This is a genomic window from Natronococcus sp. CG52 (genome assembly GCF_023913515.1).
Classification (GTDB): Archaea; Halobacteriota; Halobacteria; order Halobacteriales; family Natrialbaceae; genus Natronococcus; species Natronococcus zhouii.
Genome location: NZ_CP099391.1, coordinates 3740242 through 3764524 on the forward strand (window position 1 = coordinate 3740242; position 24283 = coordinate 3764524).

Annotated in this window: 17 protein-coding genes; 9 read left to right on the forward strand and 8 right to left on the reverse strand. The window is 63.4% G+C overall.

Annotated elements, in window-relative coordinates; genetic code table 11:
- The first annotated feature begins 194 nt into the window (after positions 1–194).
- Entirely contained in the window at positions 195–962 is a 768-nt protein-coding gene (locus tag NED97_RS18755) for a hypothetical protein (protein ID WP_252488528.1), read from the forward strand.
- A 959-nt stretch (positions 963–1921) separates the two neighbouring features.
- Here NED97_RS18755 and glmS read toward each other — a convergent pair.
- Both glmS and NED97_RS18765 read right to left on the reverse strand, forming a co-directional pair.
- Positions 1922–3727 (reverse strand): glutamine--fructose-6-phosphate transaminase (isomerizing), encoded by a 1806-nt coding sequence (gene glmS / locus NED97_RS18760; protein ID WP_252488529.1) that lies wholly within the window; start codon positions 3725–3727, stop codon positions 1922–1924.
- 787 nt (positions 3728–4514) lie between these two features.
- Positions 4515–5162, reverse strand: a complete 648-nt coding sequence (locus NED97_RS18765; protein ID WP_252488530.1) for a helix-turn-helix transcriptional regulator — start codon at positions 5160–5162, stop codon at positions 4515–4517.
- 345 nt (positions 5163–5507) lie between these two features.
- Here NED97_RS18765 and NED97_RS18770 point away from each other — a divergent pair, with 345 nt between their 5' ends.
- The 6 genes from NED97_RS18770 (at position 5508) to NED97_RS18795 (ending at position 12775) form a co-directional block, all read left to right on the forward strand.
- Positions 5508–6905 (forward strand): nucleotide sugar dehydrogenase, encoded by a 1398-nt coding sequence (locus NED97_RS18770; protein WP_252488531.1) that lies wholly within the window; start codon positions 5508–5510, stop codon positions 6903–6905.
- Entirely contained in the window at positions 6905–7948 is a 1044-nt protein-coding gene (locus tag NED97_RS18775) for a glycosyltransferase family 2 protein (RefSeq protein WP_252488532.1), read from the forward strand. Before NED97_RS18770 ends, NED97_RS18775 begins: the two co-directional genes overlap by 1 nt.
- Positions 7949–9016, forward strand: coding sequence for a DUF354 domain-containing protein (locus tag NED97_RS18780; protein WP_252488533.1), 1068 nt, complete (start codon positions 7949–7951; stop codon positions 9014–9016). It abuts the gene before it with no gap.
- 6 nt (positions 9017–9022) lie between these two features.
- Positions 9023–10012 carry a glycosyltransferase family 4 protein gene (locus tag NED97_RS18785; RefSeq protein ID WP_252488534.1) on the forward strand — a complete coding sequence of 330 codons (990 nt, stop codon included), beginning with the start codon at positions 9023–9025 and terminating at the stop codon, positions 10010–10012.
- On the forward strand, positions 10002–11999 hold the full coding sequence (locus tag NED97_RS18790) for a glycosyltransferase family protein (RefSeq protein ID WP_252488535.1): 1998 nt from the start codon (positions 10002–10004) through the stop codon (positions 11997–11999). The genes NED97_RS18785 and NED97_RS18790 overlap by 11 nt, the downstream gene beginning before the upstream one ends.
- A 113-nt stretch (positions 12000–12112) precedes the next feature.
- Positions 12113–12775 carry a DUF6517 family protein gene (locus tag NED97_RS18795; protein WP_252488536.1) on the forward strand — a complete coding sequence of 221 codons (663 nt, stop codon included), beginning with the start codon at positions 12113–12115 and terminating at the stop codon, positions 12773–12775.
- Positions 12776–12872: 97 nt separating this feature from the next.
- Here NED97_RS18795 and NED97_RS18800 read toward each other — a convergent pair whose 3' ends face one another.
- On the reverse strand, positions 12873–13865 hold the full coding sequence (locus NED97_RS18800; RefSeq protein WP_252488537.1) for a DUF1616 domain-containing protein: 993 nt from the start codon (positions 13863–13865) through the stop codon (positions 12873–12875).
- 427 nt (positions 13866–14292) lie between these two features.
- Between NED97_RS18800 and NED97_RS18805 the strand changes: the two genes are divergently transcribed.
- The gene (locus NED97_RS18805) at positions 14293–14883 is read left to right on the forward strand and encodes a DUF7344 domain-containing protein (protein WP_252488538.1); all 591 of its coding nucleotides are present in this window, start codon (positions 14293–14295) and stop codon (positions 14881–14883) included.
- A 188-nt stretch (positions 14884–15071) separates the two neighbouring features.
- Here the strand turns inward: NED97_RS18805 and NED97_RS18810 are convergent, their stop codons facing one another.
- Together NED97_RS18810 and NED97_RS18815 are read right to left on the reverse strand one after the other, a co-directional pair.
- Complete coding sequence (locus NED97_RS18810; protein ID WP_252488539.1) at positions 15072–15530, reverse strand: DUF7344 domain-containing protein; 459 nt, start codon at positions 15528–15530, stop codon at positions 15072–15074.
- A 223-nt stretch (positions 15531–15753) separates the two neighbouring features.
- On the reverse strand, positions 15754–17439 hold the full coding sequence (locus NED97_RS18815) for an asparagine synthetase B family protein (RefSeq protein ID WP_252488540.1): 1686 nt from the start codon (positions 17437–17439) through the stop codon (positions 15754–15756).
- 346 nt (positions 17440–17785) lie between these two features.
- Here NED97_RS18815 and NED97_RS18820 point away from each other — a divergent pair, with 346 nt between their 5' ends.
- Positions 17786–19132, forward strand: coding sequence for a polysaccharide deacetylase family protein (locus tag NED97_RS18820; protein ID WP_252488541.1), 1347 nt, complete (start codon positions 17786–17788; stop codon positions 19130–19132).
- Between the two features lie 244 nt (positions 19133–19376).
- Here the strand turns inward: NED97_RS18820 and NED97_RS18825 are convergent, their stop codons facing one another.
- From NED97_RS18825 to NED97_RS18835, 3 genes are all read right to left on the reverse strand, one after another.
- On the reverse strand, positions 19377–20642 hold the full coding sequence (locus NED97_RS18825) for a PKD domain-containing protein (protein ID WP_252488542.1): 1266 nt from the start codon (positions 20640–20642) through the stop codon (positions 19377–19379).
- 324 nt (positions 20643–20966) lie between these two features.
- Entirely contained in the window at positions 20967–21935 is a 969-nt protein-coding gene (locus NED97_RS18830; RefSeq protein ID WP_252488543.1) for a glycosyltransferase family 2 protein, read from the reverse strand.
- 540 nt (positions 21936–22475) lie between these two features.
- On the reverse strand, positions 22476–24116 hold the full coding sequence (locus NED97_RS18835; protein ID WP_252488544.1) for an oligosaccharide flippase family protein: 1641 nt from the start codon (positions 24114–24116) through the stop codon (positions 22476–22478).
- Positions 24117–24283: the final 167 nt, after the last annotated feature.

A 24283-nucleotide genomic window follows, 5' to 3' on the forward strand; every position in this document is an offset into this window, starting at 1 on the left:
ACGAGCCACGGCGTGACGCGAGCGGCATCGACGAGCTGGATCTACGGCTCGTCTGCCAGCACGGCTCGCGATCACGAGCGTCGTGGAGCCCCGCACGTCACGATCGCACCTCGATCCGTCTCCGATCGCCCTCGAGCGTCGCCAGCGTTCCGACGTGAGACGAACGCCGCGTCAGAACTACCGGAGACAGTACTATGAGCCATCCAAGTCAACAGCAGGAGGCACGATCAGTCTCTACCGGTGCACAGTTGCTGCTGGTCGTCGCCGGCATCGCGTTTCTCGTCGCCGGGATCGCACTCGCGGCGAGCGGTTCGAGCATCGACGAGGCGATCACCGGCGTCGACACCGACGATATCGACGAGGATCCCGACGAAACCGATACTCGAGACGACGAGGAACCCAACGACGGAAACGGCGGAGACGGCGCCGGTGATGAGAGCGACGGTGGAGACGAAAGCGGCGGCGGCGACGGAACCGACGACACCGGCGGGAACGACGAAGACGGTTCCGACGACTCCGGCGCCGACGACGGTGGCGACGGAGGCGGTGGCGGCGACGGAAACGACGGAGGCGGCGGCGACGGAACCGACGACACCGGCGGGAACGACGAAGACGGTTCCGACGACTCCGGCGCCGACGACGGTGGCACTGACGACGATGACGGAACCGACGACGGCGGGGATGACGGCGGTGACGGTACCGATGACGACGAAAGTGACGACGACGAAGCGGATGACGATCCGTTCGGAGGCGGCGATGACGACGCTGACGACGACGACGGTGGCGCTGACGACGGTGACGGAACCGACGACGGCGGGGATGACGGCGGTGACGGAACCGACGACGGCGGTGACGGTGCCGATGACGAGGAAGGTGACGACGAGACAGATGGCGACAGCGAGGAAGACGACGGGGATGACGAGGACGATGACGACAGCTGGTTCTCCTCCGTCAACAACTGACGTCGTCCGGCGGATCTAACTGCTTTAATACCGGTCCAACGATTGTTGTCCTCGAGGCGTTCTCACTCGTTCGATCGCACTGGTAGTGACGACGACGACTCGGTCGACAGCTGCTGACCCCGTCTCGACGTTCGAATCCGAGGCGTCGACGGATCTCTCGGAAGCGGTCGTCGACGACACCTGCACGGCTACGGTCTCGAGCCGGTCCGAAACGTACGGCACGGCTCGACAGTTCGCGGCGCACTGCGCTGACTCGTCCGGCAGCTCACAGGAGGAGAGACGACGCGTTTCGATCGGTCCTGTCGTTCGTCCCGATGAGCGAGCAGTCCACTGAGACGCTGGCGACCGTCCGTCGGATCGACATCGACGGTCCGTGATAGCGACGGGAGTAGCGCTCCCGCCCGGTGGCGAACTCGCGACGATCACCGCGGGTCGCTCGAGGTCGACGCTTCCGGCATCGTCGGTCGCGCCGAGTCCGAGGGGGACTGTCCGGACTTCGACGTGACGGTTCCTGCTCGTCGCAGTAAACCCACCTCACCGTAGTCGGGACGTAATCAACGTAGCGCCGGTAGCGACTCCTTGCGCGGGAACCGCTGACTGGCCGGTCACCAACTGCGAGAGCGACGCCGACCCGTCGGCGGACCAGTTGCGGCCACCGAAACCGGCCGCTGACCATCATCCGGGATGTACGGGCGCGTGCGTACATTCGAGCCTACGGGAGGCTCGAGGGGACCGACGACCCGAGCAGTCGGCGTTCCCCGTTCGTTCTGGCGACGACGAACGGCCGGCAGCGGTAGTTCGAGGAGTCGCGAGCGACGAACGTTGCTCTACGGGCGACGCCGGAAAATCAACGACAGAGTAGCCGCGGAACACCGCTGCAAAATCACCGAATCGACGAAAATCGGACCGACGCGGAAAGAGACAGTCAGCGCGGGAGGATGACCGCTACGGCGGTAGCCTTACTCGACGGTGACGCTCTTCGCCAGGTTGCGCGGCTTGTCGATCGGTCGGTCGAGCAGGTCCGCGGCGTAGTAGGAGACGAGTTGCAGCTGGACGTTCGCGAGCAGTCCGGCCCAGACGGGATGCGTGTCGGGGACCGAGAGGTGGACCTCGGCCGCGTCGACGACCGGGTGGTCGTCCGGCGAGACGGCGATGATCGACGCGCCGCGGGTTTGGGCCTCGATCGCGTTCGTCTTCGTCTTGTCGTCGTCGCCGCCGGTACAGACCGCGAAGATCGGGGTCTGTTCCGTGACGAGCGCCAGCGGTCCGTGCTTGAGTTCGCCGGACGCGAACCCTTCGGCGTGCTCGTAGGTGATCTCCTTGAACTTCAGCGCCCCCTCGAGCGCGACGGGGTGGCCGAGGCCGTTACCGATAAAGAAGAACGCCTCGCTGTCGATGAACTGTTTGGCGAGGCGTTCGGCGTCGGTGGTCTCGAGGATCTCTTCGACGTGCTCGGGGAGGTCCTCTAGGTCCGCGAGCATCTCCTCGAGGTCGTCGACGGGTGTGCCGTGCGGAACGTCGGCGGCGATGCGCTGGCTGACCAGCGCGAGCGAGACCGCCTGCGAGGAGAACGTCTTGGTCGCGGCGACCCCGACCTCCGGACCGGCGCGGATGTACATCGCGTCGTCGGTCTCGCGAGCGATCGTCGAACCGACGACGTTCGTAACGGCCAGCGTTCGCGCGCCACGATCGCTCGCCTCACGGATCGCGCCCAGCGTGTCCGCGGTCTCGCCGCTCTGCGTGACGGCGATCGTCAGGGTATCCTCGTCGACGGGCCCCGAAGCGGAGTCGTACTCGCTCGCGCGGATCACTTCGGTCCGGACGCCGGATGCCTTCAGCAGCTGAGCGCCGTAAAGTGCCGCGTGGTAGGACGTTCCACAGGCGACGAACTGGACCTCCTCGACGTCCGTAAAGGAGCCGGCCGGCAGCGCCTCGAGGTCGACCTCGCCGTCCTCGACGCGGCCCTCGATCGTGTTCGCGAGCGAGGTTGGCTGGCTGTGGATCTCCTTTTTCATGTAGTGGTCGTACTCGCCCTTGCCGGCGTCCTCCGGATCCCAGTCGACCGTGTCGACCTCGCGGTGGATCGTCTCGCCCTCGAGGTCGGTAATCTCGTACGACTCCGGCTCGAGAACGACGGCGTCGCCGTCCTCGAGGTAGATCACTTCGTCCGTATAGTCGAGGAACGCGGGGACGTCGCTCGCGAGGTACCACTCGTCAGCGCCGAGTCCGAGGACGAGCGGGGAGCCCTTCCGGGCCGCGTAGACGCGGTCCTCGCCGTCGACGATCGCCGCGATGGCGTAGCTGCCCTCGAGCGTGTCGACTGCGTGACGGACCGCCTCCTCGGTCGACATCTCGCCGCGGTACTCGTCGATGAGGTGCGGGATGACCTCGGTGTCCGTGTCGCTCTTGAAGACGTGGCCCTTCTCGCTGAGCTCCTCGCGGAGTTCGTCGTAGTTGTCGATGACGCCGTTGTGAACGACGGCGACGTCACCGGCAGTGTCCGTGTGCGGGTGTGCGTTCTCCTCGGTCGGCGGGCCGTGGGTACTCCAGCGAGTGTGGCCGATGCCGACGTTTCCGCTCGGCAGGTAGTTCAGCTTCGACTTCAGGTCGGAGACCTCACCGGAGGTCTTGTGGACTTTCACGCCCGAGCCGTTCTGGACGGCGATCCCCGCGGAGTCGTAGCCGCGGTACTCGAGGTTCTCGAGACCGGTCAGCAGCGAGTCGGCGGCGTCGTCGGAACCGATTCGCGCGATGATTCCGCACATTAGTGTGACACCTCCGGAGCTACGGTCGCTACGACCGGGGAGGGAGAGCGAGCAGAGCAGGCCGTCCGAGTCGCGGTGATCGAACGTCGGTTCGGTACGCCAGTGTGGCGTGCAGTCCTGTAGCGTGTCATAGATGTATTCCTCCCGGGCCTTCTGTCCCTGAGCGTCGACCCGGTGCGTACTCCGTAGATGTCCGACAACGCCCATTACTATGGATCGGATAAGTAGCGAGAGACGAGTGTTTCCGAAGTTTTTCCAGAAACGGTCAGAAGAATTATGCGAGTGTGTGATGGTTAGACGTGCTACTTCCTTCTCGGAACGAACGATCTCGGTCGTCCGGGGGGTGCTACGGGGCGAAAAACGACCGCTGACGCACGCGCGCACTCTGTTTCACGCGCGTTACGTGACCTTATTCGACCACTAAGGAGCGTACAGCCGTTGACTCCGCAACCCTGTCGATCGGCGTCGATACGACCGGCATCCAGAGCGATACTGTCACGATAGCCCGACGAATTCGTTGAAACGGCAGTTCTGTGTAAACAGTGGTCTTCGAAGAGCGCCGATAGACGAGCGCCGGGAACGTTCGTGTGACAGATATCGGATGCGCTTTTGCGCTTCGATCACCACTCGAGACTGGCGTAGTCGTTCGACCAGCGTCCGCGTGACTACCGGTCAGAACGGTTCGTAATCGTTCGGTCGAAATCCGCACGTCGGGCACCGAGAAGGAACGGGAAGCGAGCGGAAGGTGGAGAGAACCAGCGACGCTGACTGCGCAGCAACGATCTGGTTACTGCGGCGACTTTCTGACGGCGACCGACGGGTCGTCGGCCTGATCGGATCCGTCGGGACCGTGGTCCGCGAGGACGATTGCGTTCTCACGACCGACCGAAACCTTACCGACCTCGCCCCGTTCGTGCATTTCCGAGAGGAGACGGCTGACCTTCGACTTCGACCAGCCCGTCTCCTCGACGATGCGATACTGGTACGTCCGACCGTCGTTCTCGACGAGTATCCGGATGATCTGTCCCCTGTCACTCAGCAACTCGTCCGGCGTGTCTGGTGAGATGTACGCTTCGTACGTGTGCGTTGGCTCGTCGTCTACCGGCTCGTCGGTTTCGTCGGCTGTCTCCTGACCCGACAGTGCTGCCATCGGATCGAGGTCGAGGTCGCGGTTCGACAGCGCCTCGATGAGACGCGCCCCGATGAGTACGCTGATGATCAAGACCGCGGCGGCCACCAGTGCGAACTCCCAGATGGGGGCGTTCAGGAAGTGAACGACCTGCGAGACGCCCCGATCGACGACGGGAGCGGCCGCTGCCGGACGGAGTGTCCCGCTGTCGGCGGCCGAAACCAACGCTGTGGCGGGGTCTCCGTCGGTGAACAGTGCGTCGCTGAAGACGGATGCGGATACGATATCGGTCGTGCTGGGCTCCATGGTTGCTAGATTCGGGTATGACCGAACGTGAGAGAACATATTCACATCGGTCGTATCTGGGTACAATAATGACATCCAACTTCATTATGCGGTCAAACAGATTCGCTTAAGGCCGAGATAAGGGCTCAGCCCATGAGAAACGAAACCAAGGCCGAACAGTGGGCGAGCGGTGCGTAGACCGTTGATGTATCCGAACGGCGTCGGACGGGACAGTTTATCGGCTATATAGTAAACCAGTGACGCTGTCTTGTCCCACTCGAGGCATGTCAGCCGTCTCGAACGGCGTCTGACACAGCAGCCCGACGCACAGGCGTCGACCGTGCGTCGGGCGCGTGACACACCACTATGACCCCACCACTTAGCGACACCGAGAGACGAACGGACGGGCCAGAGAGCGATCATCAGACAGACAGTCAGCCGGACGGAGAGGTCCTCCTCGAGGAATCGGTGGAAGAGCGGGTCCAGGACGCGACGGTCTGTGTGGTCGGTCTCGGATACGTCGGACTCCCCCTCGCGGTCGGGTTCGCGAAGGCGGACTACCGCGTCGTCGGATTCGACGTCGACGATTCGAAGGTCGAGACGCTGCAAAGCGGGGTCGACACGACCGGCGACCTCTCGGACGACGATATCCTCGACGGTGACGTTACGTACACGACCGACGACGCCGCGATCCGTGACGCAGATTACGTGCTCGTCACGGTTCCGACCCCCGTCGAGGAGGAGCGACCGAACCTGGCGTTCATCAAGAGCGCCGCCGAAACCGTCGGTGAGCACGTCGAGCGTGGAACCACCGTAATTCTCGAGTCGACGGTCTACCCGGGGGTCACGCGCGAGGTGTTCGCCCCGGCTATCGAGGACGCCTCCGGGCTCGAGGCCGGCGAGGACTTCTTCGTCGGCTACTCGCCCGAGCGGGCGACGCCGGGTGACGGAGAACACTCGCTCGAGAACGTCGTCAAGGTCGTGGGCGGGCAGAACGAGGCTGTCCGGGAGGACGTCGCGACGCTCTACGAGTCCGTCGTCGACGCGGGCGTCCACCGCGCCTCGTCGGTCGAAGTGGCCGAGGCGAGCAAGGTCATCGAGAACGTTCAGCGCGACGTCAACATCGCGCTGATGAACGAGCTCTCGATGGTCTTCGAGGAGATGGATCTCGATACCCACGAGGTGCTCGAGGCGGCGGGGACGAAGTGGAACTTCCACGACTACCGGCCGGGGCTCGTCGGCGGACACTGCATTCCGGTCGATCCGTACTTCTTCGCCCACCGCGCGAAGCAGGTGGGTGCCGACCCGGAGCTGGTCCTGTCCAGCCGGAAGGTCAACGAGTCGATGCCCGAGCACGTCGCGGACCTGACGATCAAGGCGCTCAACGAGGGCCACAAGACGCTTCGAGACAGTCGCGTGCTCGTCCTCGGACTCACGTACAAGCGAAACGTCGCCGACATCCGGAGTTCGAAGGTCGCGAACGTCATCGACGAGCTGAAAGAGTTCGACGTCGACGTCGTCGGCTACGATCCGCACGCGGACGACGACGCCGTCGAGCAGTCGTTCGGCATCGACGTCCAGGACTCGCTCTCGTTCGAGGAGTTCGACGGCGTCCTGCTGGCGACGCCGCACAGCGAGTTCGACGACCTCGACCTCGGAGAGCTGTCGACGTCGCTCAACGACGACGCCGCGCTGGTCGACGTCGCCGGAGCGTTCGACGCCGACGAGGCGACCGCTGAAGGACTCATCTACCGGGGGGTATAATGTATCGCGGAAACACGGTCGGCGTCATCGTGCCGGCGTACAACGAGGAATCGCACGTCGGCGAGGTGCTCGAGACCATGCCCGCGTTCGTCGATCGAATTTACGCGGTCGACGACCGTTCGACGGACGGGACCTGGGGGATCATCCAGGAGTACGCGGCCGCTTCGACCCAGTCCACCGGCGAAGAGCGCGCGGATTCGACTGCCGACGAACGGGCCGCGACACCGGCCTCGATCCCCGACGGCGGAACGGTCGAAGGAACGGAGGTCGTCGCGATCCGTCACGAGGAGAACCAGGGTGCCGGCGGGGCACTCAGGACCGGCTACGTCCGCGCACGCGATGACGGAATAGACGTCGTCGCCACGATGGACGCGGACGGCCAGATGGATCCCGACCAGCTTTCGCGGCTGCTGGACCCGATCGTCGGGGGCGAGGCCGACTACACGAAGGGGAACCGGCTCGCCGACCGGGAGGACCGCAAGGAGATGCCGCCGTTCCGTCTGTTCGGCAACTGGACGTTGACCCAACTGACGAAGATCGCGAGCGGCTACTGGACCCTCCAGGACCCGCAGAACGGCTATACCGCGATCTCCAACGAGGCGCTGTCGGCGGTCGATATCGAGTCGCTGCCTGACGATCACGAGTATCCCAACGACCTGCTCGTCAGACTGAACATCGCGGACATGCGCGTCGCCGACGTCTCGATGCCCGCCAAGTACGCCGACGAGGAGAGCACCATCGAGTACAAGCGGTTCATCCCGACCACCTCGGTGACGCTGCTTCGCGGCTTCCTCCGGCGGATGAAAGCGCAACTCGCCGACGACCGAAGCGACCCGGCCGCACTCAGTTACCTGATCGGCATCGCGTCGCTGATCGGCGCCGTCGCGTTCACCGCCGCTGCTGGCATGAACGCCCTCGGAGGCGAAACGTCGCCTCGCGAACTGCTCACCACAGGATTCACGTTCGTCGCGAGCGCGGTCGTGTTCCTCGCCGCGATGGGAATCGACGCCACCAAAAACGCGGGGAATGGGGTGCGTCGCTAGATGCGTGCCATCGTGACGATCCAGCATCCCGGGCACGTCCACTTCTTCAAGCACGCCATCGCGGAACTCGAGTCCTCGGGCCACGACGTTCACGTCTTCGCGCGCGAGAACGAGGTCGTCACCGACCTACTCGAGTTCTACGGCATCGACCACGAGATCCTGGCCGGCGAGTCGAGTTCGCTGCTCTCGCTGGCGGCGGTCCAGGCGACCTACGAGACGCGACTGCTCGCGCGAGCGCGCCGGATCGATCCGGACGTGATCACCGCAATCGGCGGCGTCGCCGCGGCTCACGTCGCGAAACTCGTCGGCGCGAAGAGCGTCGTCTTCTACGACACCGAGCACGCGACGATCATCAAGCGACTCGCCTACCCGTTCGCAGACGTCATCTGCACGCCCGAGTGTTACGACGGCGACATCGGCTCGAAGAAGGTCGAGTACGCGGGCTACCACGAACTCGCCTACCTCCACCCCGACCGCTTCGAGCCCGATCCCGCGATCCTCGAGGAGGCCGGACTGGAGCCCGACGATACGTTCGTCGTGATGCGTCTGAGTAGCTGGGACTCCTCGCACGACGTGGGCCAGGGCGGCTTCGACGATCCGATCGAGGCCGTCGAGCGCCTCGAGGACGCCGGCGCCGAGGTGCTGATCACCTCGGAGGTCCCCCTTCCGCCCGAACTCGAATCCAACCGGCTCACGACGTCGCCGGATCGGATGCACGACCTGCTCGCGTACGCCGACTGTTTCGTCGGCGAGGGCGCGACGATGGCCTCCGAAGCCGCGGTGCTCGGCACGCCCGCGGTGTACGTCAACTCCCTGGAGCTCGGCTACACGACCGAACTCGAGGAGAACTACGGCCTCGTCTTCAACTTCAACGGCACGAACCGCCACGCTCGATCGCTCGAGCGGGCGGTGTCGATCGTCGAAGAGGCCGACGACGAGAAGTGGAACCGCCGACGCGAACGACTGCTCGCCGACCGGGTCGACGTCACCGACGTCATCGTCAGAGAGGTCGAAACCGTCTCCGGACACGATCCGGACCGGTCGGCGCTCGCTGCCAACGCTGATTGACACGATATGCACGTACTACATCTCATCACTACCACGCGCTCGTTCTTCGAGCAGCAGATCGACGTGCTCGAAGCGCGCGGCGTCGAGTGCACCGTCATCGGCGTCCCCGGCGAATACGCCGCCGACTCACCGCGGACGCCCGTCGACTACCTGCGGTTTTACCCGAGGGTGCTCTCGCACGTCCGTTCGGACGAGTACGATCTGATTCACGGCCACTACGGTCTCGTCGCGCCGTTCGCACTCGCCCAGCCGACGCGTCCGGTGGTGATGAGTCTGTGGGGAACCGACCTGATGAGCGACATGGGCTGGCTCGAGACGATCAGTCGATACGGCGCCCGGTTTGCGGACGCCACGATCGTGCCCAGCCCGGCGATGTCGCGCGAACTCGACGCCGACCACCTCGAGATCCCGTTCGGCGTCGACACCGAGCAGTTCAGACCCATCACGCGCGAGGAGGCCCGCGAACGCGTGGGCTGGGACCCCGACGAGCGGATTGCACTCTTTCCGTACGATCCCGAACGAGACGAAAAGGACTACTCGCGGGCCGAACGCGTCGTCGAGTGCGCCGACGCCGACCTCGAGTTGCGAACGATCGACGGCGTTCCCTACGAAGAGATGCCCTACTACATGAACGCGAGCGACGTTCTCCTCGTGACCTCGAAGCGCGAGGCCGGTCCGATGGTCGTCAAGGAGGCCGCCGCTTGCAACGTGCCGACCGTCTCGACCGACGTCGGCTTCGTCCGCGAGGCGATCGGCAACGTCGAGAACTGCGTCGTCAGCGACAGTGACGCCGAACTCGCCGCCGGACTCGAGTCGGTGCTCGCCGGCGACCGGCGCTCGAACGGCCGCGAGGTGATCGACGGCCTGAGCCTCGAGGCGATGGGTGACCGGCTGCTCGAGTGCTATCGAGAGGTTCTCGAGCGCAGGGGCCGCGAGGCGGCCGAACTGACCGTCGATCGAACCGAGGACGGAGAGGAGATCCACCATGGCGTCTAAGATATCACTGTCGAACGTGCGACCGCTGCGTCTCGATACGACGGCGGCGATCATCGGACTGGTCGTCGCCCTGTTGCTGTTCCCGCTGCGGTTTTTCGCCTCGCAGATATACATCAATACGATTCCGATCGTCATCGGGGTCGGCAGTCTCCTGTATCTCGCCGCCGTCCGACAGAGCCAGGACGAACGGACGCTTCCCGTGCTGTCGACGCCGGCGGCCATGGCGTTGCCGAGCATCGTCGTCGTCGGCATGGCGGCGATGGTGCTCGTAACGATGCTGCAGGAGGCTCGAACGACCGCGTTCTTCGTGATCTCGGGCGTGGTCGGGACGTTACTGTTCGGTCAGATCCTGTTCACCAGTGATCGCGATTTCAACCACGGACTCATCCTGTTCCAGCTCGTCCTCTTCGCGCTCGTCTTCCGGCTGCTCGCGTTGTACGCGACGCCGGGATTCGTCGGAATCGACGTCTGGACGCACATGACGGAGCTAGCGAGTGCGATCTACACCGAGGAGTCGCTGGGAGCGATCGCCAACGACAAGCACTTCGCCTCGCCGTTTTTCCACCTGCTCGTGGTCGCCTCCGCGCTCGTCTACGACGTCTCCCTGCGACTCGGGCTGTTCCTCTCGGTCGGTATCGTGATGCCGCTGTCGATTCTGCTCGTCTACGCCACGGCGAACTTACTCGTTCCGAGTCGATGGGCGACGTTAGCCGGGGCCCTGTTCGCGGTGAGCAGTCACGCCGTACTGTGGGGGATACACCTCATTCCGACGAGTCTGGGACTCGTCTTCTTCCTCGGCCTGTTGTACGCCCTGCTCCGCGTGATGCGGATCGAGTACACGGGTCGCGACTTCACGCTGTTGATCCTCCTCTCCGTCGCGATCATCCTCACCCACCAGGTGTCGACGTTCATCATGCTCGTTCTGCTGGGTGCCGCCTTTCTCGCCCAGATCGTGTTCATGATCGGACCGCTCGGGCTCACGCGACTCGACACGAGCGTCTTCCAGACGAAAAAACCCGTCAACCTCATCGGACTCGTCGTGTTCAACTTCGGGTTCGCGATCTTCGTCTGGTCGCTGACCCCGTTCCGACAGGACTCGTTCCTCGGAACCGTCCTCACCTGGTTCGGCGAAACCGTCTCCGAGAGCGCGGGCTTCCTGAATCTCGCATCACCGGGTGCGACGGATGACGACGTCCAACCCGGCGCCGCCGCGGAGACGACCACCACGCTGATCGATCAGATCGTTCCCTACGTGAACGAACTCGGTTTTCTCCTGTTGCTCAGCTTCATGCTCATCGGCTGTCTGTACGTCGTCCACCGGCGGCGCGCCGAGCAGTCGGTCTTCACCCTGGCGCTCGGGTCGGGTATCATGCTGTTCTTCGTGCTCGGATTGCCGATGTTCGGCATTCGAAACTTCATTCCGACGCGCTGGTTCGCGTTCCTCTACGCGCTGATGGCCATCCTCGGCGCGATCGGACTTCGGACGCTCAGTCGTAACCTCTCGGCGACGCCCGTCCTCGTCGTCCTGCTGCTGGTCGCACTGATCTTCCCGGGCGGGATGATGCTCGCGTCGGCCAGCAGCATCGACAACCCCGTCTTCGAGGAGCAGAACGAGCGCCTCGCGTACGACGAGGACGAAATCGCCGCGGCGTACACCGTCGGCGAGATGACCGGTTCACCGACCGGGAGCGAGATTCGCGAGGATCAACAGCTCTACACCGATCATCCGTACCAGACGATGGTGATGCGAACCCACTCCTATCCGCAGACAACGTCGGCGGAGATACCCGCGGAGGGCGGTGCCGACCACGAGTACACACTCTATCGAACGGCACAGTCGGAGGGGTCGGCGACGTACTTCCGGGACGAAAACGGCCACGGCTACATCGCGACGATCGACAGACACGAGCTCTGTCAGCCGGCCCAGTCGACTGTGTACGACAACGGCAACGTGCAGTTCTGTACGCCGTCGCCCGCACTCGAGTGATCCCGGACGGATAGCGATTCATTCCCGTCTCCCGGTCTCATTCCGCGTGGTTCGGTGTCAAACGGCCGGTACGAACCGACGAGCTTTCCTCTTCTGCGGACAGGTACGTACTGATGACGTTCACGCGTCGGCACGTTCTTGCGACGGGGGCAGCCGTTGGAACGGGACTCGGTGCTGGATGTACCCGACTCACTGAAGACGCGCTCTCGTCGACGCCAGCGACCGTCGACGACGACGCGCTGGCCGAAACGGGGTACGGCGAGCACGCGGTCGACGAACTCACGATCGAGCGCACCGTCGGCCGGTTCGGCCTCGAGCGAACGATCGAGGTGCGTAACTGGTACGCCGAGTACGACCGTGCCATCGCACTCGACGCGATCGGATTGACGCGCCTTCAGGCGGCGGTCGTCGCCGTCCTGAGCACGCCGCGAGTATCCGCCTTCGGGCGGTCGTTCAACCCCGTCGGCGAGTACACGACCGACGAACTCGTCGAGCTACTTCAGGAACGGTACGACGAACTCGAGGGGGTCGAGCGCGTCGACGAAACGGTCGTCTCGATCCTCGACACCGAGACGACGGTCGCTCGGTACGACGCCCGCGCTCGCCTCGTCGAAGCCGGTATCAGGTTCGACGTCGTCCTGCAGGTCAGCGAGCCGGTCGAGCACGGCGACGACTTCGTGCTCGGCGTCGCCGTCTATCCACGGATCGCCGGGCTCGAAACCGAGTCCGACGCGGTCCGGACGCTGATGGCCGGGATCGAGCACGAACAGGAGTAACGGGCAGCGGGGACGCTAACGGCTCGAATCGGGAAAACGAGCGGTCGGTAGAGAACGAGTCGTCGAAACCTAATCGAACGCGACCTGCTCGAACCGGCTACGAGACCGTGACCGGAAGCTCGATCGTTCGGTAGGCGTTCTCCCCGGTCGGCTCCTCCGGTGGCTCACCCTCGTAGAGGTACAACACCAGTCGGAGGTCGTCACCGGTCCTCGTCGGTTCGAACTCGAGCGTCTGCTCGTGGGTCTCGCCGTTCGCGACGGTCGCGGACTCGCTGGCGAGGACGTCCTGTTCGTGAACGGTCACGCTGTCGTCCTCGTAGCTCACCTGCTGGAGTGCGACCACGGTCGTGTAGGATCGCTCCTCGCGTTCCTCGTTCGCGATGTACGCCGTCACCGACTGCGATTCGCCGGCCGAGAGGGAGTCGTCGTACATCACCTCCATCTCCCCGTTGACTTCCTCCGTCTCGAGATAGAACTCGGTGTAGCCGTCGTGCTCGGGCGGGTTCGCGACCGCGAACCCTGCGGTCGCGAGCAGGACGACCAGCGCAACAACGAAGATCGCGTTGTACAATCCCGGACTCGGTGCCGATCGGCCGTACGAGCTCCGGTCAGCAGAGAACAGCAGGGACGACCCCGACAGCGAGAGGGCAAACCGACGTTCGGGCGGACACCGATACCGCTGGACGATCCCGAGCAGCGAGAAGACGATCGTCGCCAGGGCAACTCCGGCGACGACCGGTCGGACCGTGATTCCCCAGGGCGTCGCGGACGTAACCAGCGTGACCGCCGGAACGATCGCGACGCTGGCGACGACCGACAGGACGAGTCGCTCGATCGACTCGAGTCCACCGCTGCTCAACAACGGTCCTCGCCGGGTGCTCTTCTCGTCGTCGAACGACTGATACTCGTCGTCGGATCTGTCCGGGTACAACACTGCAACGAGGGCGTACCCCGGCAGGAACAGCAGGAACGGGATTCCGAGGAGGATACGAACCGGTCCTGGCACGCCGATGAACAGCCCGAACGTAACGAGGCCAGTCACCGCGATAACCAGTGCCAGATCGAGAAGCCACCAGTCGGAGTCACTCATTTATCGGGAATGAGTCCCTTGAGCGTTTAGTTATCGGTCGTATAAGCCGATCTGTGCCGACGCCGGTCGGCTCCGACGGCGGACGACGACCGGCGAGCGTACCTGCAACTCGGTGACAACAAACAGCGTCGAAGATCGAGGTGCGTTTCGTTCAACTATAAGAGTGTTTCGTCGATTCACGAAGTTCTGAACGGTGGAGTGTTGAGTGAGAGGATATCGACGGGACGAGAACTCGATATAGATTATTTGACTATTGAACGGAGTGGATCGAACAGAGGCCGATTGTGAACGCCCTTCCCGGAGAATGTACGTTCTGAAACAGTTAGGAACTCGAATATTAGTGGCAATTTCACCGAGATCAAACCGTTCATCTGTGGACGATTTTCAGCCTTTAATACTGGTCCGCGAGTGACGATCAACCAGTACGATGAGTTCCACACAGGCGGTCGCCGACGAACAGAATCGAGGTGAAGACCGGGCGGACGAACAGGCTTCGTCCGACGAGGAGTTACCGGTAGACGAGATCTTCCACATTCTGCAGAACGAGCGCCGTCGAATGGTCCTCGAGTACCTCCAAGAGACGGACGATTCCGTACGCATGCGCGACGTAGCCGAGCAGGTTGCGGCGTGGGAGAACGACACGACGGTCGAGGAACTGAGTTCCGATCAGCGACAGCGCGTCTACATCCCACTCTATCAGTCTCACCTGCCGAAACTGGACAAGGCAGGCATAATCGACTATCAACAGAACCGCGGCATCGTCGAGCGCCGCCCCCTCGCAAAGCAACTCGACTACTACCTCAACGCAGACTCGGAGACGAACGCGAGTAGAGCCGACGGCAACGCGGCGACCGGTGGCTGGGACGACTACTATATCGGCGCCGCCGGTCTGGGCGCGGTCTTGCTTCTCGGCGCAGTGTTCGAGCTGCCGCTCTTCTCGCTCATTACCGGAATCGGACTGAGCGCCCTCATCCTGCTGATGTTTACGGCACTGACGATCGGACAGTACGTCAGGTAATCGCGTTCGAATCCGACGAGCTCATCAGGAGGAAAGTGGCGCCCGTTACCCGATCTGCACGACCCTGCTCGAGATTACTATAGTACCAACTGAAACGATTTCCACACCGATCGCACTGTGCGCGGTTCTCGCTTGCTTCGCTCACTCCGACCCGCGCTCCCGTCGGGCGATCGGGTGTGCACTGACTGTCAGTGGCTACTATAGACGACGGTCGCGAGGATTCCGACAGCGGCGGTCAGGAGACCGAGAAGCGAAACCATCGCCGTAACGTTGAGGACGACCGGCGCGAAGAGCAGTCCGAGTGATGCCGCAAACAGGACGGCGAGCGCGTAGTTCCGAAGACGGGAACCCCGTTGTTCCACCAGTGTAACCGTTCCCCGCTCCGGATGGAAGTTGATCACGCCGGAGGCGTCGAGCGCCGGCAGCGCAGTCTGTGAAAGTCGTTCGTGAACGTCACCCCAGGCTTCGACGTCGTCGATTCCATCAGCGTCGTAGATCTGATCCGCGATCTCGTCTATCGTCACCGGTTCGTCACGCGACTTGAGCAGCGCAACGATGTCCCACTCGAGTTCCGGCGGTGCGGTGGCCGCTCCCGCATCGGTCTCGGTATCGTGTGAGACGACCGACGATTCGTCGTAATTAAACACTCTGACGGACGTCGACGCTTGAACTGTGGACTCGTCGCCACTCGAGTCCGAGGATGAGTTATCTCGAAACGGCGTCAGACGCATATTGTATATCACACACATCGGGTACTATAAATATGGTCCCGATATCGAAATCTGAATCGATTGCGGCCGTTCGTTCGCGCGTTCAAACCGAGGATAAACGTTTTACAGCCCGTGAAAACACCCATTACGACGCGAATTGTTACGCAACCGACGGGTGTTGGTCGAGCCAGGTTCTGGGCTGGTCGGCACCGTCCGCCCAACTGTCAACCCAGCCGAGGAAGTCGTTGAGTCGGAGTTTGTGACGGGCGGGCAGGTCGTGGACGTGCTCGAGTTCCGGCAACAGTCGCTGGTCGAAGTCGTACCGGTTGAACTGTTGTTCCCGGTCCGGCCAGGGGGACTCGAACGACTCGAGAAATGGCGTCTTACGCCGGACGAACCGTTCCATCTCGTTGAATAACGTGAGATCGTGGGGACGGTCCGGGGGCCGGTGTTTGAGCATGTCCGAGTCGATCATCTCGCAGGCCTCGAGAAACGTCTCGGTGGTCCGCTTGGCCGGCGGTGCCTGGAGGTGCCACTCGAGCAGTTCCGCGTCCGCGGCGAGAAACGACGCGAAGTAGTTGTCCGCAAGCTGCGTGTGGAACGGGATCGAGGGCTGGTTGGAGATTCCACAGCAGTTGAGCGCGTTCTGGATGGAGTCGGAGCGGTCCAGAACGGACTCGAACTCGGTTCGAACGGACTGTCTGACGAACGATTCGGGGTCGACGTCGAACGCCGTTCGCTCGGCCAGTTCGACGCTCGCCGACGGGCTGTAGCCGAACCGCGAGAGAAGAACGTCGATCGGATCCGGGTCGGGATCGAGGCGCTCGAACGGAATGCGTTTGCCGAACACCTCGAAATCCACCTGTGCCGTGAAGTGCCCGCGGAAGAACGTGTCACAGAGCAGGCCGTGGTACATCGTATCGACGTCCATCTCGTCGGAGTAGCCGGCGTGGTGGATATGCAGCGACTCCTTGATGCCCTGCGAGTAGCGGACTTTCGTCTCGTCCGCGTGGAGGTAGCGCTCGTCCGGTTCGAACGCGGTGTGTTCCGCGCCGTACTGCGTCGCGAGACGTTTGGCACCCGTGACTTCCTGGGCGGTCGGACTGCCGACCGTGTAACAGTGTTCGATCTCGGGGAGCTGAGAGAGGAGCGTTCGCGAGTCGTACCCCGCAGAGAGGAGCAGCCCCTTTCGTCCGGGGAGTATCGAGCGCCTGTCGATCGCCCGCTCGAGACGGTTCGCCAGGCTCTCGGCGTAGTCGAACTCCCGCGTGTCGTAGACGAACCGCTCGAGGTGCTCGACGGACGACCGCGTCAGGTAGCTGTCGATCGAGAGTCGAGACAGTTGCTCGACGCTCGTCTTCTCTCCGAGGGTGACGCCGAGGTGGAGAAACTCGAGAAGGGCATCCCGCCGGAACTCGGGCTCCTGAATCGTTGCCGCGACGGTAGAGGAGTCCGTCCCGAACACGCGAACCCCGGGGTCGTCGGTGTAGAAGCACTCCCGAGATCGAATCGGATCGGTCGCGGTGAACGCCCCGTCTCCGGTGTCGAGCACGACCAGGTACGAGCCGTTGAGCCTGGACAGCGCGTCGGTCCCCTCGCGCTCGTACGCCTCGAGGAACCATCGCGCGGCGTTCGACTCGCTACCGGGGACGTACACCTCACCCCAGATAGCGCAGACGCCGTCGTCACCCTCGTACGTCGCACTCCAGCCGGGGGTTCCGACCCGGGAATCTCTGATCCCGACGGTCGTCGACGGTCCGACGAGCATCTCGTCGAACTCGTCGGTCGACCTGAACCGGGTAAACGCTTCCATGCCGCCAAACACGCCGAAGAGTTCCGTATTCATCTCGAAGCCACCTCACTACGTGACTGCGGCGTGTGATCTCGACAGGCGACTCGTCGGTCTCGCGGTCGAGTTCGGTTGGCTGACCGGTGATCGCAGATCGGATACACGCTTGACTAGATCACAGTCGGGGCGAGCCACCATTAACTATAGTTCCACTAACGCGGCCCCGAGCGGTATCGATCGTGGGTAACTGAGAGAGATCCGTAAAATCGGTCTGCAACGATCAGCGGCGCCCTTTTCAACCGAGTTACCCGGGCTAATACCCATATAAGACGGCCGCTGAACGGCAGCTAAACCACTATCGGCTCCATAATAATACCGTTGCTGCCGGTAGGCCGATCCAGCAATGACCAAACGACCGAACACCCGACGACGATTCCTCGCAGCGTCCGGTGCGACAGCGTTTGCGGCCATGGCCGGCTGTATGGACCGGGTGAATTCCGCAATTCCGAACGGCGACGACGACTCCTCGAACGGAAACGACTCCGAGGGCGACAGCGGCGGCGACAGCGACGCAGACGAGTTCGATTCGCCCGAGCTCGCGGTCGAGACGGAGTACAACAGCCGGGAAGAGTTCAAACAGCCCGGCGACCAGCTCGACGACTTCGGAAACCTCGACGACTGGGAAGTGTCCAGCGGATCGGCCGAACCCACCGAGGACGTCGTCTTCGACGGCGATCAGAGCCTCAGGCTCACCGCCGAGGACGGTGAGAACATCGTCGTGGGGAAGCAGATCGAGACGACGGACATGAGCGATCTCGATATCTCGATGGCCGTACGCACGTCGACCCCCTCCAACATCGCCATCGACATCCGGCTCCTCGACATCTACGGCGGGTACGCCCACCACCAGCTTCGGTCGGTCACCTACCGGGATTCCGAGGTCGGCTGGTTCCGGATGTCCCCCGGCGTCTTCGAGGAGAGCTCGATGCCGCTCGAGCGAGACGTGGTCGAGGAGATCGAGATCATCGTCTACAACACCGACGACGAAGCGGAGGTGTGGGTCGACGACCTGCGCACGCACCAGAAGCCCGACAAGGGGTACGTTATCCTCAGCTGGGACGACGGCCTGACCGACTTCTACGACAACGCCTCGCCGCTGCACGACGAGTACGACGTCAACGCCGTGCAGGCCGCCGTCCGCCAGTGGACGCGAAACCAGCGCGAGGGCGTCATGTCGATCGACCAGCTCAAGGAGCGCCAGGAGGCCGGCGACCAGATCGTCGCCCACGGTACCCACACGCAGCTCGCGAACATGGAGGAGGAGAACCTCCGAGACGCGATCCGGCGGGACAAGAACTGGGCAGTCCAGAACGACATCGAGGGCGGACACTACATCGTCTACCCGCACAACAGCTTCAACCAGACGGTTCTCGACGCCGTGTCTAACTACTACTACGCCGGCGGATTCAACCAGTCCGGGAACGTCAACCTCACCGGCGTCACCGGCTTCGATCCGCTGGTGCTGCCGCGAACGATCGCCCACGACCTCGACATCGCGATGCGGTGTGTCAACCTCGCGGCGGAACACCGACAGTGTACGATCCTGAACTTCCACGCCTTCGACCAGGACAACACGATGGACCAGGACGACTACGAACAGCTGCTCCAGCACATCAACGACACCGACGACGTCGAGGTCATCGACTTCGACGACCTCTGGAAGATGCGCCGCCAGGGCCACGAGAACTGATCGGCGCCTCGAAAACCTGCTCGATCGGTCCGCTACTGACCGAAACCTGTCTGCGGTTCCCCGTTTCAATTTCTCGAACGAGAGCGAGAGCAGCTGCAAGCACGGCGGTCTATCGACGGACCAGTGTACTGTGATTTGCGCGGTCCGCTCGAGACGACTGCCGATGCTCGAGTCACGACCGGAGGCGGTTAGCGCTCGACGTTGCAAAAAAAGACGCTGCTAATCCGGTGCGGTCGAGTGCGAGTTACTCGCCCGAGAGCACGACCTCGGCGACCGAGGTCCGGCCCCCCTCGCTGGTGACACGAAGCGTAACGGTGTGGTCGCCGTTCGCGGAGATCGTCACGTCGATCGCCTCACCGGTGTCGTCGAAGTATCCGTCGTCGTTGACGTCCCACTCGTAGCAGTCGATCTCGCCGTCGACGACGCAGGAAGCGGACGCGTCGAGCGTAACGGTGGCTCCCTCCTCGAGAACCCGTTCGTCCGCGTCAGCGGGGATCGTCTCGATCTTAGCGATCGGTCGTCCCGCGTCGTAACCATCGTTCTCGGACTCGTCGGGCGCGTCTTCCTCCGGCTCTTCCGGCTCTTCCGGCTCTTCCGGCTCTTCCGGCTCTTCCGGCTCTTCCGGCTCTTCTTCCTCCGGCTCTTCCGGCTCTTCTTCCTCCGGCTCTTCCGGCTCCTCCGGCTCTTCCGGCTCCTCCGGCTCTTCTTCCTCCGGCTCTTCCGGCTCTTCTGGTTCTTCCGGCTCCTCCGGCTCTTCCGGCTCTTCCGGCTCGTCTTCCTCCGGCTCTTCCGGCTCTTCTGGTTCTTCCGGCTCGTCTACAGGTCCTTCTACCGGCTCTTCGGGAATGCCACTCGGGAAGAGTTCGTCCGCGACCAGTTCACCGACCAGTTGCAGATGCCAGTCGACGCGTGTCTCGAGATCGACGCCTCCGGAAAGCGTCTCGACGAGGTGTGACTGGGCGCCCAGATCGAGCCAGGTCTTGTGGGCGATCAGGTCGGTCGGATTGGTGTCGGGGCCGAGCGAGCTGGTCAGGAACTCGCGTTCCGAACTGTCGACGTAGTTCCGGTTCGCGTACTCGGCCGCCTGTTGGGCGTCCTGCGTAGCCTGCTCGTCGTCGGAGTGGAAGATCGCCTGACCGACACCGTCGACCGGGGAGCCCGCGTAGATACCGGTCGACTCGTGGAGATCGATGACGACGTCGGGATCGTACTCGACGAGAACGTCCCAGATCGCCTGGGCGAGGTCCGTTTGTGGTTCCTCGCCCTCGGGAAACTGACGGTTGAGATCGGATCCGTCCGGGCCGGATCGCGTTCCGCTCTCGACGGCGGGAGCGTCCGCTTCGGGAATCACGACGAGCGTCCCGGCTTCGATGTTCCACTCGGTGAGTATGCCTGCAGCCTCGTACCCCGCGACTTCGTTCCCGTGAACGCCACCGAGTACGGCGACGGTTCCCCCATCAGCACTCGCCGTCGTTTCGTATACCGTCGTCTCGTACTCGGTACCTCCCATAATTTCGAAGGAATCACGAGAGAGCGACGTTGACGTCGACTCCTGCTGAGCACCGCTGAGACCGACGATCCCGGCGGCTGTACAACTGGCTGCGGCGGTCAACACTTTCCGCCGATGCGTCTTCAAGCGCTCCATTACAACGTCCACGTGACGTGTAGGGGGCTTTACTATAGCTCCGTTAGTAAATTACCCTAAGTTGTTCATGAAACGAAACCGTTTAGCAAAAGGCCGAATGTCGTTCAAAATCGTTACGGATCGGCAACGGAACGTATTCTTCGGGGAAGAATTATCTATCTCCCGATATCTTCCGTGCAGCCACCGGGTTCAGGAGCGGAGGGCGATCAGACTGCCGACTGCGACGAGGGCGAGACCGGCGACCAGAACCGGGGTGGGGCGCCGGCGAACACCCGAGCCGGCCGCCCAGAGAACACCCGGAACGTGGCGCGGTTCGGGTGCCGCCCGGAGGAGGTGCCAGCCGCCGCGGAGCGGTCGTCCCTCCTTGAAGTAGGTCTTCGCGAGAACGAGGTCGTGGCTCGAGCGGATCTGATAGCCGTCTGCCTCGAACCGATCGACCTCGTCGGCGTACAGCGAGAGGTACTGTTCGTCGGCCCGCCTGATCGTCTCGGCCGGCGGCGTTCCGGTTTCCTCGCGAACGACGAGCGGCTCGTCGACGTACGCGAGTTTGCCGACCTCGAGGATGCGCAGGACGAACTCGGGATCCTGGAAGCGGTCGAGCGTCTCGTCGAAGCCACCGACCTCCCTGGCGACGTCCGTGCGGACGAGCAGCGTCGAACCGGCCCCCGTGTGGACGTTGTCCGCGAGAATCTCGCCGATCAGCTCCTCTCCGCCCTCCATCTGCGTCTGGTCGTCGGCGCGGGAGAGCACGCTGGCGGCCAGTCCACGCAGTCGATCGACCGGGCTGGTGAGTTCGAACATGAAGTCGCAGTAGGCGGCAACCCACTCCGCCGAACGCTTCTCGAGCAGATCGAGCTGGGCCTCGAGCTTCTCGGAGCGCCACTCGTCGTCCGAGTCGAGGAAGGCGACGTACTTGCCCCGGGCGTGTTCGATCCCGGTGTTCCGTGCGACGTTCGCCCCCTGGTTCGTCTCGTGATAGACCGGTCGCAGCCGCTCGTCGTCGTAGGACTCGAGTACGTCCTCGGTGTCGTCGGTCGACCCGTCGTCGACGACGACGACTTCGACGTTCTCGACGGTCTGGGCGAGCACGCTGTCGATCGCTCGAGAGACCGTCTCCTCCCGGTTGTAGGTCGGGATAATAACGCTAACCAGTGCCATTTCGCTCGACTTGGGACGCACGGCGTTTTATTATCGACGGGCTAAACGGCGCTGTCGCTCGGAGTCGGGAAGCAGTCGGATACCGGTGTCCGTCGAAACTCGAGACCTCACCGGCCTCAGCCGGCGCTGGGTGAACGAAAGCGTCGAGTTCGAGCACGCCGGGTTCGCGAACGTCGAGGCCGCCATCCCGAGCGTACCCGGGACGAGAGCCGGCTTACTCTCGAATGGGTGGAGACGATGGTCGAAGCCGGGTAGGAGGTAGCGCTTCCGGACACGACGTCGCGGACGCGATTCGGTTCGTCGATCTCGCCGATATCGGCAGGCCGGAGCGTTCGCTTCGAGCACGTCGGCGACGAGGAGACGTTCCGTGACCTGCTCGCCGTCGACGATCGGGACGTCTGCTTGGTAGCCGCGTCCGAATTACTCGAGCGGCGAATCGACGCGGCGTCGATCGTCGCATCTCACGGCCTCGGTTTTTCGCGGCGATCGAACGCGAGTCAGTCAGCGCGTCGTTCACGACGTGTACCGTTCGACGCCGCGCTACCCGAACACCGGACTGCCGCCCTCCGGCCCGAACAGGGCGATCAGCAGTCCGGACAGCAGGAACGTCACGCCCGTCAGGAACAGCATACTCTGGACCCAGCCCGCGATGGTCAGATCGGCGTGAACGCCCTCGAGTCGCTCCCGGACGAACTCCGCTCTCGAACCGAGCGGATCCGGGAACTCCGCGAGGACCTCGAACGGTTCGGCAGGTTCGATCGCGCCGGTCAGCACGGCGAACGCCAGGTAGATCGCGAGGCCCGTTGGCGGAACGATCACCAGCGCCAGCCACTCGTTCGTGATGACCGTCGCGAGCGCGAAGATCGGAACCGCGGCGAGCGCGGTCGTCGCGAGGACCCGGCTGAACCGTGCGTCGGCAAGCGGATTGAAGCCGACGTGTCGGGCAGAGACGCAGTGGAAGATGAACATCCCTCCGTACCCGATACTGGTCGCGACGGCCGCACCGCTCATCCCGTATCGGGGGATCAGCAGAAAGTTGAGTACGACATTGATCACCGCCGCGGTGCCGGTCGCCGCGACCGGATACCGGAGCGTTCCCTCACCCTGAGACACTGCCAGGATCGGCCGCGCGAGCGCGAATCCGAGCGCGCCGGGGAGCAACAGCAACAGCGGCTCGATCGCCGGCGTCGCGTCCGGACCGAAGTAGATCGGGACGGCGACGTCCGCCAGCGCTGCGAGCCCGACGGCCATGATGGCCGTCAGGAGGAACGTATACCGCGTCGTCTTCGAGGCGAGCGAGGTGATCTGTCTGGTGCGGTTTCTGGACCACAGCTCGGAGGTCGAGTGGACGTACACGGTCTGCAGTGCCAGCGGAACGAACCAGAGGAACTCCGCGAGGGTGAGCGCCGCCTTGTAGTTCCCGACTTCTGCACTCTCCCGGAAGTGCTGGAGCATGACGACGTCGATGTGATAGAGCGAGGAGAGCAGGAACAGGAGAACGATGCTCATCGAGTTGAACGAGAGCATCTTCTTCCGGGGGAAGTCAGTCGGCGGCGTCCGGAACACGTTCGAGAGCGAGGTCTGCTGGTGAATCAACAGCATTCCGATCCCGCCGACGACGATGCTGGCGACGGCGTGGCCCGCGAGCGCTCCGGCGACGCCGAGGCCGAAGTAGACGAGCGGGAGCGAGACGACGACGAACGTCACCTTGTCGAGGACGTTGAGCGGTTCCGAGTAGCGCTCGAGGCCGAAGCCCATGAGCGTCTTGCGCGAGTACGTCTGGAACTGGACCGAGACGACGAGCAGCGCCAGCCCGTAGAAGTAGGTCGTGTACTCCGCTCCGAAGAGCCGGGTAACGAGCCCGCTCCGGGAGGAGACGATCATCAGGAACGCGCCGGTGAGCGAGAACAGCAGCGCTAACCGGAAGTAGTAGCCGACCACGTGCGGTTCCCAGTCCGACATGGCACGATCCTCCGCGAGGAACTTGCGGACGCCGTCGGCGATACCCGAACTGACGAAGATCATGTAGATGGAGAACACCGACATCAGGAACGAGTAGTCCCCGAAACCGGAGGGCTCGAGGAGTCGGTAGAGGACCGGCGTCGAGACGATACCGACTAGAAGAACCACGATCTTGGCGCTGACGACGGAGAGAACACCGCTGGAAAGGCTTCGGTTCACCGTACCCTCCGGGAGCAACGCCGTTCGGTGGCTCCCATCACCGACGTTCGCTGAACTATCGGTACTTGAACGATATCCACAGTAGCTGGCACTCTGGCTCGGAGGGGCCTTATTATAACCGTATTAAGTGCCGGCCGACGGGGAAAATGCGACGGTGGTGGGCCCGA

Bases quoted from the DNA above. Each gene is read 5' to 3' on its own strand.
- glmS (WP_252488529.1), bottom strand. From the start codon at position 3,727: ATGTGCGGAATCATCGCGCGAATCGGTTCCGACGACGCCGCCGACTCG.
- NED97_RS18775 (WP_252488532.1), top strand. From the start codon at position 6,905: ATGTATCGCGGAAACACGGTCGGCGTCATCGTGCCGGCGTACAACGAG.
- NED97_RS18830 (WP_252488543.1), bottom strand. From the start codon at position 21,935: ATGGCACTGGTTAGCGTTATTATCCCGACCTACAACCGGGAGGAGACG.
- NED97_RS18800 (WP_252488537.1), bottom strand. From the start codon at position 13,865: ATGAGTGACTCCGACTGGTGGCTTCTCGATCTGGCACTGGTTATCGCG.
- NED97_RS18795 (WP_252488536.1), top strand. From the start codon at position 12,113: ATGACGTTCACGCGTCGGCACGTTCTTGCGACGGGGGCAGCCGTTGGA.
- NED97_RS18785 (WP_252488534.1), top strand. From the start codon at position 9,023: ATGCACGTACTACATCTCATCACTACCACGCGCTCGTTCTTCGAGCAG.
- NED97_RS18780 (WP_252488533.1), top strand. From the start codon at position 7,949: ATGCGTGCCATCGTGACGATCCAGCATCCCGGGCACGTCCACTTCTTC.
- NED97_RS18805 (WP_252488538.1), top strand. From the start codon at position 14,293: ATGAGTTCCACACAGGCGGTCGCCGACGAACAGAATCGAGGTGAAGAC.
- NED97_RS18815 (WP_252488540.1), bottom strand. From the start codon at position 17,439: ATGAATACGGAACTCTTCGGCGTGTTTGGCGGCATGGAAGCGTTTACC.
- NED97_RS18825 (WP_252488542.1), bottom strand. From the start codon at position 20,642: ATGGGAGGTACCGAGTACGAGACGACGGTATACGAAACGACGGCGAGT.
- NED97_RS18755 (WP_252488528.1), top strand. From the start codon at position 195: ATGAGCCATCCAAGTCAACAGCAGGAGGCACGATCAGTCTCTACCGGT.
- NED97_RS18765 (WP_252488530.1), bottom strand. From the start codon at position 5,162: ATGGAGCCCAGCACGACCGATATCGTATCCGCATCCGTCTTCAGCGAC.
- NED97_RS18820 (WP_252488541.1), top strand. From the start codon at position 17,786: ATGACCAAACGACCGAACACCCGACGACGATTCCTCGCAGCGTCCGGT.
- NED97_RS18770 (WP_252488531.1), top strand. From the start codon at position 5,508: ATGACCCCACCACTTAGCGACACCGAGAGACGAACGGACGGGCCAGAG.
- NED97_RS18790 (WP_252488535.1), top strand. From the start codon at position 10,002: ATGGCGTCTAAGATATCACTGTCGAACGTGCGACCGCTGCGTCTCGAT.